The organism is Pseudoalteromonas sp. CF6-2 (assembly GCF_021729425.1).
Lineage (GTDB): Bacteria > Pseudomonadota > Gammaproteobacteria > Enterobacterales > Alteromonadaceae > Pseudoalteromonas > Pseudoalteromonas arabiensis.
The window spans coordinates 277,027-297,124 of record NZ_CP091443.1 but is presented as its reverse complement, the minus strand read 5'-3'; the positions used below and the strand labels follow the sequence as shown (position 1 = coordinate 297,124).

The 20,098-nt window shown below is 40.3% G+C and carries 20 protein-coding genes and 1 pseudogene; 12 read left to right on the top strand and 9 right to left on the bottom strand.

Features of this window, described 5'->3' with window-relative positions; all coding sequences use genetic code 11:
- Positions 1-24: 24 nt before the first annotated feature.
- From L3Q70_RS18055 to L3Q70_RS18025, 7 genes and pseudogenes are all read right to left on the bottom strand, one after another.
- Positions 25-456 carry a helix-turn-helix transcriptional regulator gene (locus L3Q70_RS18055; RefSeq protein ID WP_237115633.1) on the bottom strand — a complete coding sequence of 144 codons (432 nt, stop codon included), beginning with the start codon at positions 454-456 and terminating at the stop codon, positions 25-27.
- 311 nt (positions 457-767) lie between these two features.
- Entirely contained in the window at positions 768-1,232 is a 465-nt protein-coding gene (gene bfr, locus L3Q70_RS18050; protein WP_054552095.1) for a bacterioferritin, read from the bottom strand.
- An 11-nt stretch (positions 1,233-1,243) separates the two neighbouring features.
- On the bottom strand, positions 1,244-1,717 hold the full coding sequence (bfr, locus tag L3Q70_RS18045; RefSeq protein WP_237115632.1) for a bacterioferritin: 474 nt from the start codon (positions 1,715-1,717) through the stop codon (positions 1,244-1,246).
- A gap of 211 nt (positions 1,718-1,928) precedes the next feature.
- Entirely contained in the window at positions 1,929-4,064 is a 2,136-nt protein-coding gene (locus tag L3Q70_RS18040) for a TonB-dependent receptor (protein ID WP_237115631.1), read from the bottom strand.
- 151 nt (positions 4,065-4,215) lie between these two features.
- Positions 4,216-4,551: a DUF3703 domain-containing protein gene (locus tag L3Q70_RS18035; protein WP_237115630.1), complete on the bottom strand. Its 336-nt coding sequence runs from the start codon at positions 4,549-4,551 to the stop codon at positions 4,216-4,218.
- A gap of 42 nt (positions 4,552-4,593) precedes the next feature.
- Positions 4,594-5,663 (bottom strand): annotated as a pseudogene (locus L3Q70_RS18030) (PepSY-associated TM helix domain-containing protein).
- A gap of 64 nt (positions 5,664-5,727) precedes the next feature.
- Positions 5,728-6,588, bottom strand: a complete 861-nt coding sequence (locus L3Q70_RS18025; protein ID WP_237115629.1) for a cation diffusion facilitator family transporter — start codon at positions 6,586-6,588, stop codon at positions 5,728-5,730.
- Positions 6,589-6,757: 169 nt separating this feature from the next.
- Between L3Q70_RS18025 and L3Q70_RS18020 the strand changes: the two genes are divergently transcribed.
- From L3Q70_RS18020 to L3Q70_RS17975, 10 genes are all read left to right on the top strand, one after another.
- A complete protein-coding gene (locus L3Q70_RS18020) occupies positions 6,758-7,135 on the top strand; it encodes a hypothetical protein (RefSeq protein WP_237115628.1) in 378 nt (125 codons plus the stop codon).
- A gap of 58 nt (positions 7,136-7,193) precedes the next feature.
- Positions 7,194-8,321, top strand: coding sequence for an efflux RND transporter periplasmic adaptor subunit (locus L3Q70_RS18015; protein ID WP_083515258.1), 1,128 nt, complete (start codon positions 7,194-7,196; stop codon positions 8,319-8,321).
- 9 nt (positions 8,322-8,330) lie between these two features.
- Positions 8,331-11,441, top strand: a complete 3,111-nt coding sequence (locus tag L3Q70_RS18010; RefSeq protein WP_062567991.1) for a CusA/CzcA family heavy metal efflux RND transporter — start codon at positions 8,331-8,333, stop codon at positions 11,439-11,441.
- A 132-nt stretch (positions 11,442-11,573) separates the two neighbouring features.
- On the top strand, positions 11,574-12,059 hold the full coding sequence (locus L3Q70_RS18005) for a GNAT family N-acetyltransferase (RefSeq protein WP_062567990.1): 486 nt from the start codon (positions 11,574-11,576) through the stop codon (positions 12,057-12,059).
- Positions 12,060-12,171: 112 nt separating this feature from the next.
- Positions 12,172-12,678 carry a hypothetical protein gene (locus L3Q70_RS18000; protein ID WP_062567989.1) on the top strand — a complete coding sequence of 169 codons (507 nt, stop codon included), beginning with the start codon at positions 12,172-12,174 and terminating at the stop codon, positions 12,676-12,678.
- A gap of 15 nt (positions 12,679-12,693) precedes the next feature.
- Positions 12,694-13,305 carry a superoxide dismutase gene (locus L3Q70_RS17995; protein WP_062567988.1) on the top strand — a complete coding sequence of 204 codons (612 nt, stop codon included), beginning with the start codon at positions 12,694-12,696 and terminating at the stop codon, positions 13,303-13,305.
- A 91-nt stretch (positions 13,306-13,396) separates the two neighbouring features.
- Positions 13,397-14,746 (top strand): AlkA N-terminal domain-containing protein, encoded by a 1,350-nt coding sequence (locus L3Q70_RS17990; RefSeq protein ID WP_062567987.1) that lies wholly within the window; start codon positions 13,397-13,399, stop codon positions 14,744-14,746.
- Positions 14,743-15,216, top strand: coding sequence for a methylated-DNA--[protein]-cysteine S-methyltransferase (locus L3Q70_RS17985; protein ID WP_237115627.1), 474 nt, complete (start codon positions 14,743-14,745; stop codon positions 15,214-15,216). Before L3Q70_RS17990 ends, L3Q70_RS17985 begins: the two co-directional genes overlap by 4 nt.
- 98 nt (positions 15,217-15,314) lie before the next feature.
- Entirely contained in the window at positions 15,315-16,079 is a 765-nt protein-coding gene (locus L3Q70_RS17980; RefSeq protein WP_237115626.1) for a hypothetical protein, read from the top strand.
- Positions 16,080-16,166: 87 nt separating this feature from the next.
- On the top strand, positions 16,167-16,751 hold the full coding sequence (locus L3Q70_RS17975; RefSeq protein WP_062568177.1) for a thymidine kinase: 585 nt from the start codon (positions 16,167-16,169) through the stop codon (positions 16,749-16,751).
- Here L3Q70_RS17975 and ltaE read toward each other — a convergent pair.
- Positions 16,734-17,741 carry a low-specificity L-threonine aldolase gene (gene ltaE, locus L3Q70_RS17970; protein ID WP_237115625.1) on the bottom strand — a complete coding sequence of 336 codons (1,008 nt, stop codon included), beginning with the start codon at positions 17,739-17,741 and terminating at the stop codon, positions 16,734-16,736. The genes L3Q70_RS17975 and ltaE overlap by 18 nt on opposite strands.
- Before the next feature lie 10 nt (positions 17,742-17,751).
- Positions 17,752-18,657: a 23S rRNA (adenine(1618)-N(6))-methyltransferase RlmF gene (gene rlmF, locus L3Q70_RS17965; protein WP_062567983.1), complete on the bottom strand. Its 906-nt coding sequence runs from the start codon at positions 18,655-18,657 to the stop codon at positions 17,752-17,754.
- Between the two features lie 392 nt (positions 18,658-19,049).
- Here rlmF and L3Q70_RS17960 point away from each other — a divergent pair, with 392 nt between their 5' ends.
- Positions 19,050-19,655: a DUF998 domain-containing protein gene (locus L3Q70_RS17960; RefSeq protein WP_237115624.1), complete on the top strand. Its 606-nt coding sequence runs from the start codon at positions 19,050-19,052 to the stop codon at positions 19,653-19,655.
- A gap of 67 nt (positions 19,656-19,722) precedes the next feature.
- Positions 19,723-19,941 (top strand): DUF6500 family protein, encoded by a 219-nt coding sequence (locus L3Q70_RS17955; protein ID WP_062567981.1) that lies wholly within the window; start codon positions 19,723-19,725, stop codon positions 19,939-19,941.
- Positions 19,942-20,098: the final 157 nt, after the last annotated feature.

The following is a 20,098-nucleotide window of genomic DNA, read 5'->3' as shown; positions in this document are numbered from 1 at the left end:
ACCAATAAAGTGCGCAAAAATAACTTATGAATGAAAAGCTGCTAACTGATCTGTGTTTATCATATGGCAACTGCTTTTAACAATTTCCTTTAATTGCTCTGTTCTGTAAACAGATGGGGCAGAGCCAAACTCTCGTTTAAATGCATTACAAAATGTGGCTGAGTTACTAAAGCCACTCGACAGTGCAATCGCTTTCACTGAAAGCTTTTCATCATCTAACATCTTAATGGCAACAGCTAAGCGTTTTTCCATCACATAGACACGATAAGTTGTATTTAAGTTGCGCCGAAAATCCCGTTCTAGCTTTTTTCTATTGGGGTAGTTGAGTGCGTCAACTAGCCAGTTCATCGTTATTTTTTTGCCGGCAATAATGCCTTCGTTTAGGGTTTTATCTACACACTCCTTAAAGTTGTTAGAAGAAGGTGAAAGGGCTACTCGTTTACCTAAATCATTCATTATTTAACCTAAATTTATGTTAGTAATAGATGCGATTGGTCAGTATTTAGTGGTGTATTTTTGACCTGATTTTAAATTTAAAAAGGGCAGCATCCGTTTCTAAAAAGAAAACAATGAGATGATAATAAAAATCATTACTTTGTTCATCGTGTAGTCATTTTTAATTGCGACAATTACAGCGATATCTGATTTTTCTGATCTGTTTGGCTTAAAACTGCTCAGCCTAACTAGTATTTAAGTTTTGGATTGTGGTGAGGGTAATAGAATAAAAAAAAGCAGCTGGCGCTGCTTTATTCTAGATCAAATTAGTATTACATTTGCGATTGCAGGTAATTCTCAAGTCCTGCGGTTTTGATTAGCTGTTGTTGTGTCTCAAGCCAATCAATTTGTTCTTCTTGCTCGTTTAAAATGTTATCTAACGCTTCACGGCTGATATAATCTTTTTTCTCTTCAGCAAGTTTAATAGCTGCTTTAAGATCAGGTAATGAGTCAAGCTCAAAGCTCATGTTTGCTTCGATCATTTCTTCAGAGTTTTCGCCAATACGAAGACGCCCTAAATCTTGTAGGTTAGGTAGGCCTTCTAAAAATAAAATACGCTCAATTAGACGGTCAGCGTTTTTCATTTTTTGAATAGATACTTTGTAATCAGCTTTGTCTAGTTTAGAAAAGCCAAAATCTTTAAACATGCGTGCATGTAAGAAGTATTGGTTAATACCGACTAATTCGTTGGCTAACACTTTATTTAATGCTGCAATTACGCTTTTATCGCCTTTCATACGTTTAGCCTCTATTCGCCCATTTGAGATTGATGGTAGTTTTGGCTACCAATTTTGTCGATTAAGCCAAGTTGCTGTTCAAGCCAATAAACATGATCTTCTTCGGTATCAAATAATAGCTTTTCAAGTACTTCACGAGATTGATAATCTTTCTCTTGCTCACAAACTGCAATGGCTTCTTTAACACAGTCAACGACTTCAAGTTCAAGAGTTAGGTCGTTTTGCATCATGCTTTTCACGTCAGAACCGATTAACAGGTCACGACGTTTCGTCATGTTAGGCACGCCCTCTAAAAATAAAATACGTTTTATTAGCCAATCTGCGTGATCTTTCTCTTCTTCCATTTCATGGTTAAGGCGCTCGTACAATTTATTTAGGCCCCAATCATCATACATGCGAGAGTGGATAAAGTATTGATCTATAGCGGCTAATTCGTTAGCGAGAAGTTTGTTAAAACTGTCTATGACTTTTTGGTTACCTTTCATCGTGCTGTCCTCAAATTCCAAGTTGCGATAATTGTAGTACATTAAAACAAGAATGCAAATATTTTTCCTTGTAAATCAGGTGGTTACTATTGATTGTGATTCTCGTTTAAGTTTGCGTTAGTGATCGATTTGTGAACAATTTATTGTTTGTATTTTCACAAATAAAAAAGCCCTTACTAAAAGGGCTTATAAAGTGATAGTCAGTCAAAGACTAAAAACTATATTTAGCACCGAGTGTCACTGTCGTGCCTAAACCTTTAATGTTATAGCCACCATATGTATATGCTTGAGCGCGGGCAGGGAAATAATCATTATTAAAGAGGTTTTCTACGCCCATAAATGCTTGCCAATTGTCTGCAAAATTGTAACGACCACTCAAATTGAAAATGTTATAGCTATCAATTGGCCCTTGATCACCTACGTACTCACCATCTGCATTTGGTTCAAAGCGTTTACGCGAACCTACATAGAGGTAGCTCACACTTAATGAAAGCTCATCGCTTGGCTTCCAGTTTAAGTTAGCGGTGCCTTTTGGTGGGCTAATTTGTCGAGAGCCAAGGTAGATATCGTCTTCTGTGTTTTTACCTTCAACATAGCTGTAAGTAGCAACTAGACTTAATGTTGGGTTGATAGTGTAGTCAACGACTGTTTCGTAACCCCAGATCTCTTGTGGTGCACGTACAGGCTCATAAACACCCGTTATTTCATTAAAGCTATTCGTTGTCCCAAACTCTGACGTACTACGGTAAGCAGCAAATTCAAAGCGTACATCATCAAATTGAGATGTAAAACCAACCTCATAGTTATCGATGATTGAAGCTTCAGTTTGAATTAAACCAATATCGTTCACAGTTGCAGAACGTAAAAGACGGCCAATATCCGAAATATCAGAGCCTTGCGAGTAATTTGCAAACGGGCTAAATGCATCCGATAAGTTGTATTTAACGCCAATGTTGTAGGTTGTAGCGTCGTAATCAATGGTATCGCCTTTAACACTCAATGGTACTGAGCATTGTGTTGCTGAACGGCAAAGCTTTAAAGTGTCGTAATCATCAACTGTTAAATCAATGCTTTCTTTACGAACACCCGCTTTAACAATGATGTCGTTGTTGATAACCCATTTAGTTTGTAGGAAGCCAGCAATACTTTCCATTTCCATTTCAGGAACCCAAACGCGACCATCTACTAGCGGTTGTGAAGTGGTATCGTTCAAAGCATCTAAACCATAAATAAATGTTGCCTCAACAGTGTCAAAATCAACCAGTGTGTTAAATGTAGCGCGTGCACCTTCTTTTTCAGAGCGGATGATTGATTGTCCGCCATCGTAACCTTCGTCAGGGTTAGCAAGGTTTGGTGAAAAGAAAAATATATTTTCGATGTCTTGCATATACAGATCTAGGGTCATTTGGGTGTTTTCAAATAACACGTAGTCTGTGTATTTTAAAGTAATGTTTTCATTACCATCAGGACCCTGCGGCTTACCACGTTTTTGTAGCTCTTTTGGTACGTGAATAGCGTATGTTTTTTCGCCTTTGTTACCATCACCAACTACATCACCTAAATCAGTTTTTTGTTGTGAGCTGAAGTAGTTATAGCTAAATTGTAGTTGCTTTTCGTCATCAAAGTCATAACTTAGCTTTGTGAAGTAGTTTTCAGTTACAGCATCAGATAAGCCGTATTGAAGACCTAAAATATCGCCTTCTGCATCACGTTGCACACCATTTTCTTCATAACTAGCTGTAAATAAGTAGCTTAATTTATCTGCACGACCATTAATTGCTGCTGAGATTCGTGCACCTGCACTCTCTTCTAATTTAACTGCACTAAAACGTGACGATAGGCTGATTTCACCTTCTGTTTTACCATCGCTGCTAGCTTGCTTAGTGATGTAGTTAATAATGCCGCCTGATGCGCCATTACCATATACCGATGTTGCACCTTTAATTACCTCAATGCGAGCAATGGCACTAGGGTCGAGTGTTTTAACGCCTAATGAGCCATTTCTAAGTGGTGTTGATTGTGGCACACCGTCAATCATAACCAGTGGAGCACGACCACGTAAGCTCTGACCCGTATTACTTGAACTATTTGTGTCTGGTGCAAGTCCTGGAACCATCTGTGATAGTAAACTTTGTAGTTCTGGATTAACTTTTAAATGCTCTTCGATTTGCTTTTGGTTAATAATGGTTATTGACGCAGGAACTTCATCGATGCTTTCAAATACGCGGCTACCAGAAACAACAACGTGCTCCATTTCTTCAGCGGTTAATTTTTTATTGATTGAGTCATCAGCGAAAGAATAGCTACTTACTGCCAGTGCAATAAGTGTTAACGACGTTCTTAACATGGTTGTCCTTGTTAAAAAAAGATAAATAGACTGTTTAGTGGGGCAGAAGTGTAAATGTAAAGAAGTGTAAAGGCAAGAGTAATGATAATGATTTGCAATAATAGGTAAGAAATAAAATATAAATATAGTTACTAGTACCTTGGGTAGTGAATCAGTCTAGGTACTGTTTTAAGTCCTCAGGTACTGGCATTACTTTAAATGGATTAACGTCAGTTCCCCCTGTATTTCCCTTAGGAACCCATAAACGAGAAAATATAACCGATGCAAAAATGCGCATAAACTGGCCGATAACTTCTTTGTTATTATGTGTTTTAAAACCAATTTTACACATCCACCAGTGCGATAATGTGTGAGGAATAATATAAGACTGGCCTAGAATATGTGCTCTTTCTAGATGTGTAAAAGCCTGCGTGTATTCGCCGTTACTGTATGCTGATTTTGCCTGCAGCATTTCGTAATTGAATGCGTTTTTGAGTTTAGTTTTCATAATCAGTCCATATGAAAAAGAGCAATCAAGATTAAAAGCTTGCTACTTATTATGCCTCTTGTACCAAAAGTAAACGCCCGAAACCACAAAAAATAAAGGTGAAAGAGCAAGTATTAACCACAGTAACTGCACAATCGGTCCTGCAAAATCACCTATATGAAACTTATATTTAAAGTTCCATGTTTGTGTGGCCCAAGAGCTTTTACTAGCATCATAACTTGTGACAATATCCGCTGAATATGGGTTTGCCCATACCCAACTATAAGCATGACTTTCACCTGGGTTCTCTATCCTAAAACCAATGTTGTCACTTGGTTTTTTAGGTAAGTAAATTCTAAATAACTGACCTTTCGGAAATACGGTTAGCGCATTATCAAATGCTTTTTGAACTTGATGAGGCGCGTTCTCTGAAGGAGGGATCACCGCCGGAGGTTTAGGTCTGTCTTCAACAGTGCCTTGCATCACAAACTCTAATACGGCTTTTGTTTGTTCTTTCCAGTTAAACGCCATACCTGTATAGGCAATTAAAATGAGTGGAATTAAAAAATATACGCCTAGAACGGTATGTAGCTGATACATCAATACTCTAAACTTTGCTTTACGCTTAATAGCCAAGCGTTTCATACGATTTTTTGGTTTAACCCAGATATAAAAGCCAAGAAAATTTCAATAATAAGAATGAGCGCGCACACAGATACCCAGTTTCTTAAAGGGCGGTTTTTATCACCATCTTCATAAAGCAGCCAACGATGCAAAGCCATGGTAAAGCCATAAATAGTGCTGTAGTAATCGTATTCATATAAAATTTGGCCAGTGTAAGGGTTAACACTCACGTAACGGTTATTGGCAAGCTGTAATTGCCACGCAAGGTCATTGCGCTGCTCTGGCATTAGCAGGGTAACGGGTTGCTCAGTTGAAGCTGAAACGTGTTTGATAAGGCTATCAAAATCAAGTGTTGATGTTGCTGGGGTAACTGTCCACTTATCGCTTTGAGTGAGGTGTTGAATGTCTTTTGCGTAAATAAGCAAGGCACCGGTCATGCTTAAACAAATTAAAAATAAACCGCTTATTAAGGCAAGCAATAAATGTGTACGACGTAACCACAACTTCAACAAGGTTTGTTCCTTCAGTTTGCTGTTAAAACAAAACTGAATAGTAAATGATAACGCGTAACATTTACACTAAAACTTGTTCAATGGTACAGCTTTCGATGGCAAAATTAGCATGTAAAAAGTGACGAATTTCATCGTTATTGATGTTTTGCTTAGCACTAAATTTAAGCTCGCAATGAATGTGATGGTCATCTATCTGCCATGTTTTAAGGTAATCAACATCAGTGATTGCAAATTCTGCTTTAAGCCCAGTGATAGTTTTTGTTTTGTTAAAATTATCAGGGGCTGCTTGCATCAAAATTTTGCTACTCGCAATTAACAGTAAAATACCGTGATAAATGACATACATAGAAATCAACATAGTGGCAATTAAATCAACAATATACCACTGATACAAAATGATTAAGGTACCGGCGATTATCACCACCACCGAAGCCATTGCATCCGAAATGTTATGAATAAACGCGGCACGAATGTTCATACTGTCTTTTGCACCCGCTTTGTAAGTTAATAGGGCGGTGACTAGGTCAATAACAAGCGCAAGACCCGCAACCCAAATGACGATCCAGCCGTCAATGGGCTGAGGATTTAAATAGTTGGAGATGGCTTCAACAATCAGATAACCACCAATCACAATTAAACTTAGGCTGTTAAATAAAGTTGCAAGGATCTCGGCGCGTTTATAACCATATTGGTAGCGGTCATTAGCAGGTTTTGCACCAATTTTACGCGCAATCAAAGCAATAAAGAGTGACGACGCATCGCTTAAATTATGTAATGCATCGGCAATTAAGGATAAGCTTCCAGAAACAAGTCCGCCAATCACCTGAGCGACAGTCAATAACACATTAATCGCAACAGCCAGCATGAGTTGGCGGGTGCTTTGGTTATTTGTATCGTGATGATGGTGGTGTCCGTGTCCCATAAAAATTACCGAGTTATTGATTTGCTTTATTTTTATATCATGCGAATACGCGTTTTGAAATGTTTGTAATCATTTACTTGCGTACACGAATAATTTACTGTTCAAATGCAGGTGGATTTGTTAATTTAGCGCCGTTGTACCAATTTTTAGGTTTAATTTTAGGTTCTGTGTGAAAGCTGCATTGTTTATTTTGATTAGCGTATTATTGCTCCAGCCATTGCTGGATAGCTTTGATGTGGCCGATCATAATGCTGCGTTTAATCAGGCTTCGGTACTACTATCAGAAGAAATCGACCTTGAAGCCCATTGCGCTGTCAATGGCGATCATCAGCTACACCAAGCTGAGCATGCTGAGCTTGCAAAACAGTTATCTGACTCAGCTGAGAAAGGCCATTGTCACGTTTGTCATAGCCCTGCATTTGTAGATACGCTACACCTGTCTGAGCCTACTGATGTCTATTTCACTAAAATAGAATCACTCGATTTAAATTTCAAATCGGCTGACTTAGCACCGCTACATCGCCCACCAATTTTTCCTCTTACTTAATCCAAAACCCTTTTTAGATTTTATTTGGGCTTAGCCCATTTTAAGTAAGAGACAATATATGTATTTAAGAAATTTTATGCGTTACGCATTGCTGTGCGTATGTTTTATGTATGTGACAAATAATCATGCTTCAGAGCTGGAGCATGATCACCAAGAAAATGAGCAAGCTGAGCAAACTAATGAAGTCAGTTTAACTGAGCAACAACAGCAACTGGCTAATATAAAAGTTGAACGCCTTGTACTAAAAACACACAATCAAACCTTGTATGCCCCAGGTGAAATTAAAGCCAATGGCTATGCCAGTTATGTGGTATCACCGCGTGTTGATTCAATTGTTGTAAAGCGCCATGCCTTGCTGGGGCAACACGTAAATAAAGGAGATTCTTTAGTCACCTTATTTAGCGGTGAAGTTGCCAGCCAACAAACTGAATTTAGATTAGCAGAAGCTGAGTGGCAACGAGTCACTAAAATGACACGCGGCACACTGAGCGAAAAGCAAATCCTGACCGCTAAAGCCGAATATGAAGTCGCCTATAGCCGACTTGTTGCCATTGGTTTATCGAAACAAGCCATTGCGCAAACACTCACCATAGCGCCTGAAAAGCTCGGTGAATATACCTTGTTTGCACAAACATCGGGTGCTGTTTTAACTGATAACTTTGCTCAAGGTCAGCGTGTTGATTCGGGGATTGAGCTGATGCTGATTGCCGATGAATCAGCGCTTTGGGTTGCCGCACAGCTTTCAGCTAATCAAGACCGTACTATCAGTAATGGTTCTAAGGCGCTGTTAGAAGTAAACGGCCATCGCTATCAAGCAACAGTTATTCAAGAAGCGCATACGATTGATGAACAAACACGCTCGCGAACAGTTAGGCTCGAAGTAAAAAACACGCAACATAGTTTGCATCCTGGCATGTTTGCGGATGTGTACTTCCATTTTGAAACAGAGCAAGCGGTACTTGCCGTACCGGAAAATGCGTTAACACGCAGTGCCGATGGCGACTGGCAATTGTTCGTTGTTGATGATGATGGTGGCTTTATCGCAAAAGAAGTGACCCTAGGTCGAAGTTTTGGTGATTATCGCGAAGTGTTTGATATTGAAGCAGGGCTTGAAATTGTCACGCAAGGTGCTTTTTTTATTGCCTCACAGCTAGCTAAAGGCGGATTCGATCCGCATAACCACTAGAGGTGACGCATGTTTAATTTATTAATAGAGGCGGTGATAAAGAGCCGTTTACTGGTGGTGTTGGCCTTGCTTGCTGCAATTGCAGTGAGTGCATTTATGATCCCAAAACTAAATCTAGATGCGTTTCCTGATGTGACCAATGTGCAAGTTGCAGTTAACACTGAAGCGCCAGGGCTCGCGGCTGAAGAAGTAGAGCAACTGATCACATACCCGATAGAAGCCGTGATGTATGCACTGCCCGATGTAGAACAGGTTCGTTCTATTTCTAAAACGGGTTTATCGGGCGTCACTGTGGTGTTTAAAGAAGGCGTTGATATTTACTTTGCTAGGCAACTTGTTTTTGAACGTTTGCAATCTGCTAAAGAGCTGATCCCAACTGGTGTAGGTATGCCAACCATGGGCCCTAACACTTCAGGGCTTGGACAAGTCTATCAGTATTTACTTGAAGCAAAGCCGAGTGCAAACATTGATAGCATGGCACTGCGTAGTTTAAATGATTGGGTTGTTAAATTACTTATTTTACCCATTGATGGTGTGACCGATATTTTGTCATTTGGCGGCGAGGTAAAGCAGTATCAAGTAAATTTAAACCCCAATAAGTTATTAGCTTATGACTTAACACAACAAGATGTCAGCAATGCGCTAGATGCTAACAACAGCAATGTCGGTGGCTGGTATATGAACCGTGGTCAAGAACAACTTGTTATCCGAGGTACAGGTTGGTTTACCCCAGGCGAAAAGGGGCTTACTGAGATTGCACAAACGCCTATCAAAACAATTGATGGTACGGTCGTTAAAGTGGCAGATGTTGCGAATGTTGAACTTGGCAGTGAAATTCGTCAAGGTGCTGTCACCTTGTCTAAACGTGATGAAAAAGGCGAAATAGTCAATCGTGGTGAGGTGGTCACCGGCATCGTGCTCAAACGAATGGGTGCTAATACCAAGCAAACGATTGATGGCATCAACGCACGTGTCGAGATGATAAATCAAGCACTGCCAAAGGGAGTTGAATTTAAAGCAATTTACGACCAAGCAGAGCTTATTAGCCAAGCGGTACAAACGGTTATTGATGCACTGCTTTTAGCTTTTATATTTATTATCATAGTATTAGCGCTATTTTTGTTGGATTTAAGAGCAACATTTTTGGTGCTGTTGTCGATCCCTATTTCGATTGGCTTAGCACTGAGTGTAATGGCATGGCTTGGATTATCGGCAAACTTAATGTCGTTAGGTGGTATTGCTGTTGCCATCGGTATGCTGGTAGATGGCTCAGTGGTGATGGTTGAGAATGTGTTTAGACATTTAGGATTGAAAAACAATCAACATAAATCACCTGCCGAGCTTGTTGCTACTGCTGCAAAAGAAGTTTCACGACCAATCTTTTTTGCCTCTTTGATTATTCTAACGGTATTTTTACCGCTGTTTAGCTTTGAAGGTGTTGAAGCTAAGTTATTTCAGCCAATGGCTGTGAGTATTATGCTGGCGATTATTAGCGCTGTGATTGTTGCCTTGGTTGTTGTGCCAGCTCTGTGTGTGTACTTATTTGCTAAGGGCGTGACAGTAAAGCAAAGCATCTTATTAAAACCAATCGATATGCTTTATCAACGGGCTTTACAAAAAGCATTGCACGCTAAACGCAGCGTTTTAGCTATTGCTGGGTTATTGCTGATTGTAGCGGCCGTTATGCTACCAAAGCTGGGTACTGAGTTTGTGCCAGAGCTTGAAGAAGGCACTATTAACCTACGTGTGACACTTGCTCCCTCTGCAAGCCTTGATACAGCAATTGCAGTTGCACCAAAGCTTGAAGCCATGTTGCTTGAGTTTAGCGAAGTGGAATATGCGCTGAGCCGAATCGGTCGTGCTGAAGTGGGGGGCGATCCTGAACCGGTTAACAACATAGAAATCTATTTAGGCTTAAAGCCGCATGAGCAATGGGTAAATGCGAAAACGCGTGTTGAATTGCAACAGCTAATGGAAGCCAAGCTTGAGCAATTCCCTGGACTTTTGTTCAATTTTTCACAGCCTATAGCTACCCGAGTTGATGAGCTTTTATCGGGTGTTAAAGCGCAGTTAGCAATCAAGTTGTTCGGTAGTGACTTGGCGGTGTTGAGTGAAAAAGGTCAACAAATTGAACAACTGGTACAGCAAATACCTGGTGCTAAAGATGTCGCGATGGAGCAAATAGGCGGTGAAGCACAGCTCATAGTCAAACCCAACCGTTTAGCATTATCGCGCTTTGGTTTATCGGTGGCTGATTTAATGGATGTAGTCCAGCATGGTATTGGTGGGCAATCAGCAGGGCAAATTATTAATGCTAATGAGCGCTATGATATTTATGTGCGCATAGCAAAAAGCTATCGCCAAAACCCGGATGTGATTGCTGATCTTCGACTGCGAACCCCTGCGGGGGCCATTGTTAGGGTGGGGGATGTAGCCGATGTACAGATTGAGTCAGGCGCTCCACAAGTTCGTCGCGATGATGTGCAAAGGCGGGTGGTTATTCAAGCGAATGTGCAGGGGCGAGATATGGGGTCAGTTGTTGCCGATATACGCGCTGCAATTGCTGATAAAATGCAGCTGCCAAGTGGTTACAGTGTAGCTATTGGCGGTCAGTTCGAAAACCAGCAACGGGCACAACAGCGGCTGATGATTGTAGTACCTGTGGCCTTGTTACTCATTGCGTTATTGCTTTATTTTGCCTTTAGTAACTTATCGCAAGTGGTGCTTATTCTTGTCAATGTTCCTTTGGCTGTGATTGGTGGGGTGATTGCATTGTATGTCACTGGACAATATTTATCAGTACCTAGTTCCGTTGGTTTCATCACCTTATTTGGCGTTGCGGTATTGAACGGTGTAGTGATGGTTGAAAGCATTAACCAACGAGTTAGCGCTGGCGATAGCAAAGATAAAGCGGTATTTGAAGGCGCTGTTTCACGGCTAAGACCCGTACTCATGACTGCGCTTACTTCAATGCTGGGGCTTATTCCGATGCTGCTCAGTACAGGAATAGGGGCTGAAATTCAAAAGCCCCTCGCTACTGTTATTGTTGGCGGTTTAGTCAGTGCAACCTTCTTAACTTTATTTGTACTTCCGGTACTTTATAAGTCGATGAGTAAATAAAAATAAAGCAAAATGGGGCTAACGTTTAGTTGCCCCATTTTTAATGCACTGTATTTCTGTAAAGGGCGTTTACACTATGCTAAAGCCCTTATAAACTGGGCGTTACAATAATGATGTAAAAAGGAATACAGAGTGAGTAACGCAATTACAATCCGTCCGGCAGTAGCAAGTGATGCCGCAACAATTCTACATTTTATTACCGAGCTCGCTATCTACGAAAAAGAGCCTGACGCAGTTAAAACAGACGAACAAGCTATTTTAAAGACGTTATTCAGTGAAGGCGCAACGGCTCACAGTGTTATTTGTTTAGAGGGTGATACGCCAATTGGTTTTGCAGTGTATTTTTATAATTACTCGACGTGGCTTGGCAAAAATGGTTTGTATTTAGAAGATCTTTACGTCAGTTCAGATAGCCGTGGTAAAGGTGCGGGTAAGCAAATTATGCAATACCTTGCTAAACAAGCACTCGAAAAAGACTGCGGTCGTTTTGAGTGGGTTGTTCTTGATTGGAATAAGCCTGCTATTGATTTTTATGACAGCATTGGTGCTAAACCACAAAATGAGTGGATTATCTACCGCTTAACAGGTCAAGAGCTGATTGATTTTGCGCATCAATAAAAGCAATTCGTTTTAGCTGTAAAAAACAAATTAAAGTATAAATAAAAATCATTTGCATTTAATCTTTTCTGTGTGTAGTTTAAACACACAGGTTTTAAGTGCAGGTGATTTTATGACTCAAACAACATCCCACACAGCGCCAACATATCAACCAATTGACGATGCACTTGCCCCATGGCAAAAGGCAATTTATGAAGGTAATTTATCTTTTGAATGTGGGGACTTAGTTGTTGCCCGTGACCACTATACAGTCGCTGCAAATATTGCAGAGACATTAATGGCGCAGTTTACGAATATACCCTACAGCCACACAGTGGCGGATTCACTATCACATTGCTTCCCAGCGTTTGTTGTTGCAACGCATAACTTAGCAGATACGTTTAAAGTGATGGGTCAACCAGAAAAAGCATGTAATTGGTTATGCCATGCTCATCAAAAGCTTAGTTTGGTGTTATGCCATCCCAATGAAAAAATACGGCATCTAGTTCTGCATCATCATCACAAAACCTATTTTGAATTGGTTAAATTTGCCCAAATGTCCGCAGATTTTCCTGAATTGATCACACGCATAAATCATGTATTGAGTGATCATCCTCACAAAACACAGTTACTTCATTAATGATAAGGAAACATGATGGCTTACACATTACCGACATTAGAATACAGCTATGAAGCTCTTGAACCACATATAGATGCGAAAACGATGGAAATTCATCATACACTCCATCATCAAACTTATATCAATAAAGCTAACGCGGCATTAGAAGGCAGCCACTATAGTGAACAGGATGCTGAAAAGTTACTTCGTACCATAGGCTCACTTCCTGAGCCATTACAAAAAGCGGTGCAAGAGCATGTGGGCGGTCACTATAATCATTCATTATTTTGGCAAGTAATGACACCAAACGGCGGTGGCCAGCCAAGTGGTGAATTAAATACAGCGATTGTTGAAGCATTCGGTAGCTTTGATAAGTTTAAAGAGCAATTTACAAATGCAGCGGTTAGTCGCTTTGGTAGTGGCTGGGCTTGGTTATGTGTTGATAAGAACAACAAGCTTGTTGTTGAAAGTAGCCTAAATCAAGATAGCCCTCTGATGCATAATCACACACCTATACTGGGCCTCGATGTATGGGAACACGCCTATTATTTGAAATATCAAAATCGACGTCCTGAATACATCGCAGCATTTTATGAGGTTATTAATTGGTCTGAAGTTGAGCGCCGATATTTAGCAGCAACTAAATAAACATTAATCTAATAGGTTAAGGTCCGAAACTGGCTAGTCAAAAAAAATTATTCAGTTAAGCTAACCATATTAGCGAATAACGAGAATAACTATGACTAGCCAACAATGGCAAACAGCGAGGCAAAGCCGTGACGCTCGTTTTGACGGCGTATTTTTTGTTGCTGTTAAAAGCACGGGCATTTATTGCAGACCTATTTGCCCCGCACCGACTGCGCAAGAAAAAAATGTTGAGTATTACCAATACGCGCATTTAGCCGCGCAAGCTGGTTTTAGACCTTGCATACGCTGTCGCCCTGACAGTGCCCCCAATAGTTCTGCATGGTTAGGAACCAAAACCACCGCTTTACGTGCTAAGCAACTCATAGATAAAGGTGAAGCCTACGATTGTGAGCTGTTAGCCGATAGGCTAGGGGTGTCGAGTCGTTACTTACGTCGTTTGTTTAATCAATACTTTGGACTCTCGATCACCCAATATCGATTATTTAATCAATGCAATTTTGCCAAGCAGCTATTACAAGAAACCGATTTGTCGATGGCAGATATTGCATTTGCATCAGGTTTTAATAGTATCCGACGCTTTAATGATGCATTTTTGAAGCAATTAAATATGGCCCCGTCCAAGCTGCGCAAGTCAGATAAAAAGCCAACTGCGACATTAAATTTAACACTGGCTTTTAGGCCGCCTTATAATTGGCAGGCACACCATGGCTTTTTACAGCGCCGTTTGATTAGTGGCCTCGAATGGCTAACTGCAACGAGCTATGGTCGAACCTTTAAAGACAAACATTGCCAAGGGCAATTTACCGCACATTTTGTTGAGCATAAAAACCACTTTAAAGTGGCCATTGATATTGATAACACCCGTTATTTACAGCAAGTGATCAACAATATTCGACGTGTGCTAGATTTGGATGCCGATACACACACCATAGAGCTGCATTTAAATGCCGAGCTTAAAGGTGCTATGCCGCTAAGTGAAGGGCTGCGCCTACCTGGGATTTGGTCAGACTATGAAGCGGGTATTCGTGCAGTCCTTGGTCAGCAGGTAAGTGTAACGGCAGCTCATAACCTAGTGACGCAGCTTGTGAACGAGTTTAATCTGCACAGCAACATTCACTATTTTCCAAGCCCTGAGTGGGTGGCTAACTCAGAGCTCGATTTTTTTAAAATGCCACAGGCGCGTAAAGATGCGCTTAGGCGTTTAAGTGCTTACTGTTATCAAAACCCAGATAATCAAGAACTTGATAATTGGCTAGAACTAAAAGGTATTGGCCCATGGACAGTAAATTACGCCAAACTGCGCGGTCAAAGCCATCCTGATATTTTACTGGCTGGCGATTTAGGGGTTAAAAAAGCCCTCGCTGGCGTAAGCGAATTTGATAGTGAGCGATGCGCACCTTTTCGTTCATATTTAACTTTTCAACTATGGCAGCAACTATGAGCATGCAACAAGTTATTATGCCAAGCCCCATTGGCAACATCACCATCCAAAGTACTTCAAAGGGTATTAGCTATGTAGGCTTTTACCCAGTTGAGATTATGCAAACAGAAGAGGTGAATGAACATACACTGACACCGATTTTAATCTGTATTAGCGAGCTGAATGAATATTTTAACGGTGATCGTACTGCGTTTTCTGTGCCGCTTGATACCAAAGGCACAGACTTTCAAAAGCAAGTATGGCGTGCACTAATGAACGTTGAATTTGGCGCAAGCAAGAGCTACCAAGATATTGCGCTGGCAATTAATAACCCAAAAGCAGTGCGTGCAGTTGGGGCGGCAAATGGCAAAAACCCCATCAGTATAATTGTGCCATGCCATCGAATTATTGGCGCAAATGGTAAACTAACTGGCTATGCTGGTGGACTTAGTAGAAAAGAGTGGTTGCTTAGGCACGAAGGCATTTTGTAAAAATTAAATTTGGCTTCTACACTGGTATTAATTTACTAAATTCGTAGTTTATTATCACAGTGACGTTATTTTATATTAGGTGTGTAGTAGCCATTGCCGTGTTTGCCACATTTTATTCGCAAGCCAGAAGCATACAGACTATCAATATTTGTTATGCCGATTCTGCGAAAGCGCCACTGTTTTTGAACGCCCGGAATGAAATCCCCATTTTTGCAGCGCAGACCCAATTCAACATTTTAAAACGTATTGACGATAGCCTTGCTAAGATAAATTTTATTTTGCACAAAAAAACACGGCAATCTTGTATCGAAGCAATAAAAACAGGCGAAATGGATGCTCATCTAAGCGCATTTAATCACGAAAAGTTAAGCTATGCGGCTTTTCCTGTTAATAACAATAAGCAACCTATTAGCGAATTTGCACTAACACGGTTTAGCCAATGTTTACTTGGTAATAGGCGCTTTCATACCAAGTGGGGGGCCCGGGAAGTGTTTCAGCGAAAAGCGTTCTCACTTGTTGTGCCAAATGGATTATTTATAGGTGATGCTGCAAGTGAAGAAACATTTTTTATAGAGTACTCATTTACGCAACAAGATGCGGTGAATCAAGTTATAGCAGGAAACGCAGATGCAACGCTAGCAATATGCGAAATCGGTAATAACAAAGTTGATTTGTCTGTATACCATAAACATAAATTAGCGCCTGTGTTTCCGCCGCTTAATACAACAACGGCTTATTTAGCTTTTTCAAACAACTTTTATTCAAAACATGAAAGTGCGGCTAAATTAGTGTGGCAGCAGCTAGCAAAACAATCCATCTCCCCGCATTACGCTCAACTTCTTCAACGAAACGTAACCGATTAAAGTACTGTGATTTAAAACATTAAGGAAAGGGTGATGTTACGGCGTGATTAAGGTAGCATATTGCGACTTAATTTTATGGGCAACCTCATGGCACAGCTGTACTTTTATTATTCTGCGATGAATGCAGGAAAATCGACAACACTTTTACAATCTGCATTTAACTACCGTGAACGAGGTATGGAACCCGTTATTTTAACTGCGGCAATTGATGATCGTGCAGGGGTGGGTAAAGTGTCATCGCGAATTGGTTTACAAGCTGATGCACATATTTTTGATGCGGATAAAAACGTATTTGAATTGATTAAATCGTTGCATGCCGAACAAAAGCGTCACTGTATTTTAGTTGACGAATGTCAGTTTTTATCAAAAGAGCAAGTTATGCAACTGACTGATGTGGTTGATGAATTAGGTATACCGGTACTTTGTTATGGCTTGCGTAACGATTTTAGAGGTGAGTTATTTAGTGGCTCGCAATATCTACTTGCTTGGGCAGATAAACTCATTGAGCTAAAAACGGTGTGTCATTGTGGCCGTAAAGCGAATCATGTACTGCGTACAGATGAACAGGGCAATGCAATTGCCGACGGTAATCAGGTAGAAATTGGCGGCAACGACCGCTATGTGTCGGTATGCCGCAAACACTATAAAGAAGCGTTAAATCTCGGCCGATAACGCCGAAATAAAGCTATCAATATCCTGCTTAGTGACATCTAAATGGGTCACTAAGCGCAGTGGTTTACCTGCTGAAAATAGTATGTCCTGTTTTTTCAGGGCTATTACCATGGCGTTTAAATCGATATTTTCATCAACATTTGCGTAAACAATGTTGGTATCAATTTGAAACGATGATGTGTCAAAACCCGCTAACGAATTTAACTGCTGTGCTAAATAAGCCGCATTATTGTGATCCTCAGCAAGTCGTGCTACGTGATGCTTAAGTGCATATTGCCCTGCTGCTGCAAGCATACCCGCTTGGCGCATACCACCTCCGAGCACTTTACGCCAGCGGCGCGCTTTATCAATCAGTGCTTTGTTACCCAACAAAAGTGAACCCACAGGGGCTCCAAGCCCTTTTGATAAACAAATAGACACTGAATCAAAGTATTGGGTGATTTCCCTAATATCAACCCCTAACTTAACCGCGGCGTTATACACACGGGCCCCGTCTAAGTGCAGAGCAAGGTTATGTTTATTTACACATTCTCTTGCTTGTTTAAGGTAGCTAAGCGGGAGTACTTTGCCGCCAATGGTGTTTTCTAAGCTCAGTAATTTGGTTTTTGCAAAGTGAAAATCATCTGCTTTAATTGCAGCCACTACATTGTCTAAATCTATGGTGCCATCAGGGTTATTTTCGATAGGTTGCGGTTGAATAGAACCTAAAACAGCAGCACCGCCACCTTCAAATTTGTAATTATGTGCTTGTTGACCACAAATGTATTCATCGCCACGCTCACAATGTGCCATTAGTGCCAGTAAATTAGCTTGCGTACCTGAGCTACAATAAAGCGCACTTTCAAAACCGTGACGCTCAGCAGCATATTGCTCAAGCTGATTAACACTTGGGTCGTCGCCATAAACATCATCGCCGACAGCAGCGTCATTCATAACTGCGCGCATCTGTGCTGTAGGTTTAGTTACTGTGTCTGAACGAAAGTCGATCATCTTATTATCCTTATACTAGTTCGTTTAGAATGGCTTGGCGGTCGGCTTGGTCAAAATAGCTCCAAGCAATGAAGCGACTTATTTTTTGGCCTTGTGCCATTTTAATAATTTTTACATCTTTCACATCAAGTGTACTAAGCAATTTTTTTAAAGCTGGCAAAGTATCAGACTTAGAAACCAGCGACGTAAACCAAATACACTGCTCAGCAAACTCTTGGCTTTCAATGATCATTTTACTGATAAATTCACGCTCGCCGCCTTCGCACCAGAGCTCATTTTGTCGGCCACCAAAATTAAGCTCTTTTTGTGGGGCTTGGTTTAAGTTTTTCCACTTACGGTCAGTACCTTCTTTGGCCTGTTGTTCACTGGCATGAAATGGTGGGTTACATAAAGTAAGGTGAAACACATCTTTATGAGAAATAACCCCAGTAAATATTTTATTGGTATTGTTTTGCTGCTTTATAGTAATTTTAAGTCGATTAAATTGTGCAATTTGCTTTGCAATTTTAACGGATAAGGCATCGATATCTGAACCTGTAAAATGCCAGCCATATTCGTGATTACCAGTAAGCGGATAAATCACATTTGCACCAGTGCCTACATCAAGCACTTTTACCTGTTTACCTGTTGGAATATGCCCTTGGTTATCTTTTGCTAGTAAGTCAGCTAAGTGATGAATGTAATCAACACGCCCTGGTACCGGCGGGCAAAGGTAGGTGTCGGGCAAATCCCAAAAATCGATTTTGTAATGGCTTTTTAATAACGCTTGATTGAGGGTTTTAACCGCTAATGCATTGGTGAAATCTATCGTATCAGTGCCCGTTGGTGTTTGCTTTATAAAGGCTGCTAAAGCAGGGGTATCTTTGCATAGTAAAGTAAAGTCGTAGCCATTTAAGTGGCGATTTCGCGGATGCATTAAGGAAAACCTATCTGTTAGCCATATCAAAGGCAGATTGTAACAAATTAATCTTAGCTCTGGCGCAGTTACGGTGGATATTTTTATAACTAGCAAAAGGTTAGTATGTTTGATACGTGTAGAAGAGTTCTCATAACAAGCTGTAATGTATGGCATCTTATTAAATTAGCTTTAGTGTTTACGTCGCAATTGTTTAGGTGGGGGCTAGCCTTGCCTATTACTTAACACAGCGTTACTACACTCTTGTTTTGACATTAACATAAATAACTCACTGAATTTGTTTATGTCACAGGCAGCGATAAGCAAATTGCTTGCGCTAGTATAATTAAGCTCAATAGGATATTCTCATCGGCAATCTATATTAAGATGTATTTAATTATAAAAGGATTTTTATGTTTGAGACCATCTCTGCGCTATCTGGTTTATTTGCTACGATTTGGATTTCTGTAGGTGTTTTCGTAACGGCTAAGTTTTACCCTAATTACGACCATAAAAACCAATTTTGCAGTGAATTAGGCGCTGCGGGTAGCCCCACTGAAAAGTTATCACCTATTATCAATAATTATCCCCTCGGTTTTATATTTTGCTTATTTGGTTGGCATTTAATACAGCTTAATAATGCGAACATTGCTCTTGTCGTTACTGGTCTTCTTATTATGCTCCATGGAATAGGAACATGGGTTGCGGGCTACTTTCCAATGGATAAAGACCCTTATACCCAGTCACCAACATTGAGTTGTAAAATACACTCATGGGCTGGTTTTATAATGCTTTTATCTCTTTTACTTGCCCCAGTAATAGTCGCATTCAGCCCTGTCTCTACTTACATTCCTTTTGAGTTTAGAGTGTTTTCAATCATTGTAGTTTTGCTCGCTATTTTTTATTTAGTAAAAATGGCTAAAGGTTTGAAAAATAGAAAGTTAACTGGCCTTTATCAGCGTCTATCGTACTGGGTCAAGTTGATCTGGATAAGTGTTTTATCTTTGTTATTAATATAAAGTTAGTTACATAGTTAAAGTCTGCTGGTAGCACTAAAAATACAAACAATAGATTGACAGGACATTTATGAGGGAAGAATTGAGAGCCAGAATACTGGAAGTTTGCGATAAGAAAATGAAGAGCAAGGGAGAGAATGTGGGTCTGTCATTTTACGCCTTTTTTAAAAATAAAAATGATTGCCCTGAATTGCTAATGGAAGCGGCTACATGGTGGATCCAAACTCATAAGTTAGATCACTTTGTTAAAGCAAAAACGATCAAAGAGATGGTAGAAAGTAATTTATAACAAGCTCTCTTAGACGCTACTAACATGTCGTTTCTAGGGCTGAGCTGTTATAAAGAGCGAATCACAGAACTTTGCTTTTTGTTAATTTTATCGAATGATTACCTCGTAAAGTAAACATCCGTAAGTAGAAACGCGAGACGGTTTGAGGCAAAGAATT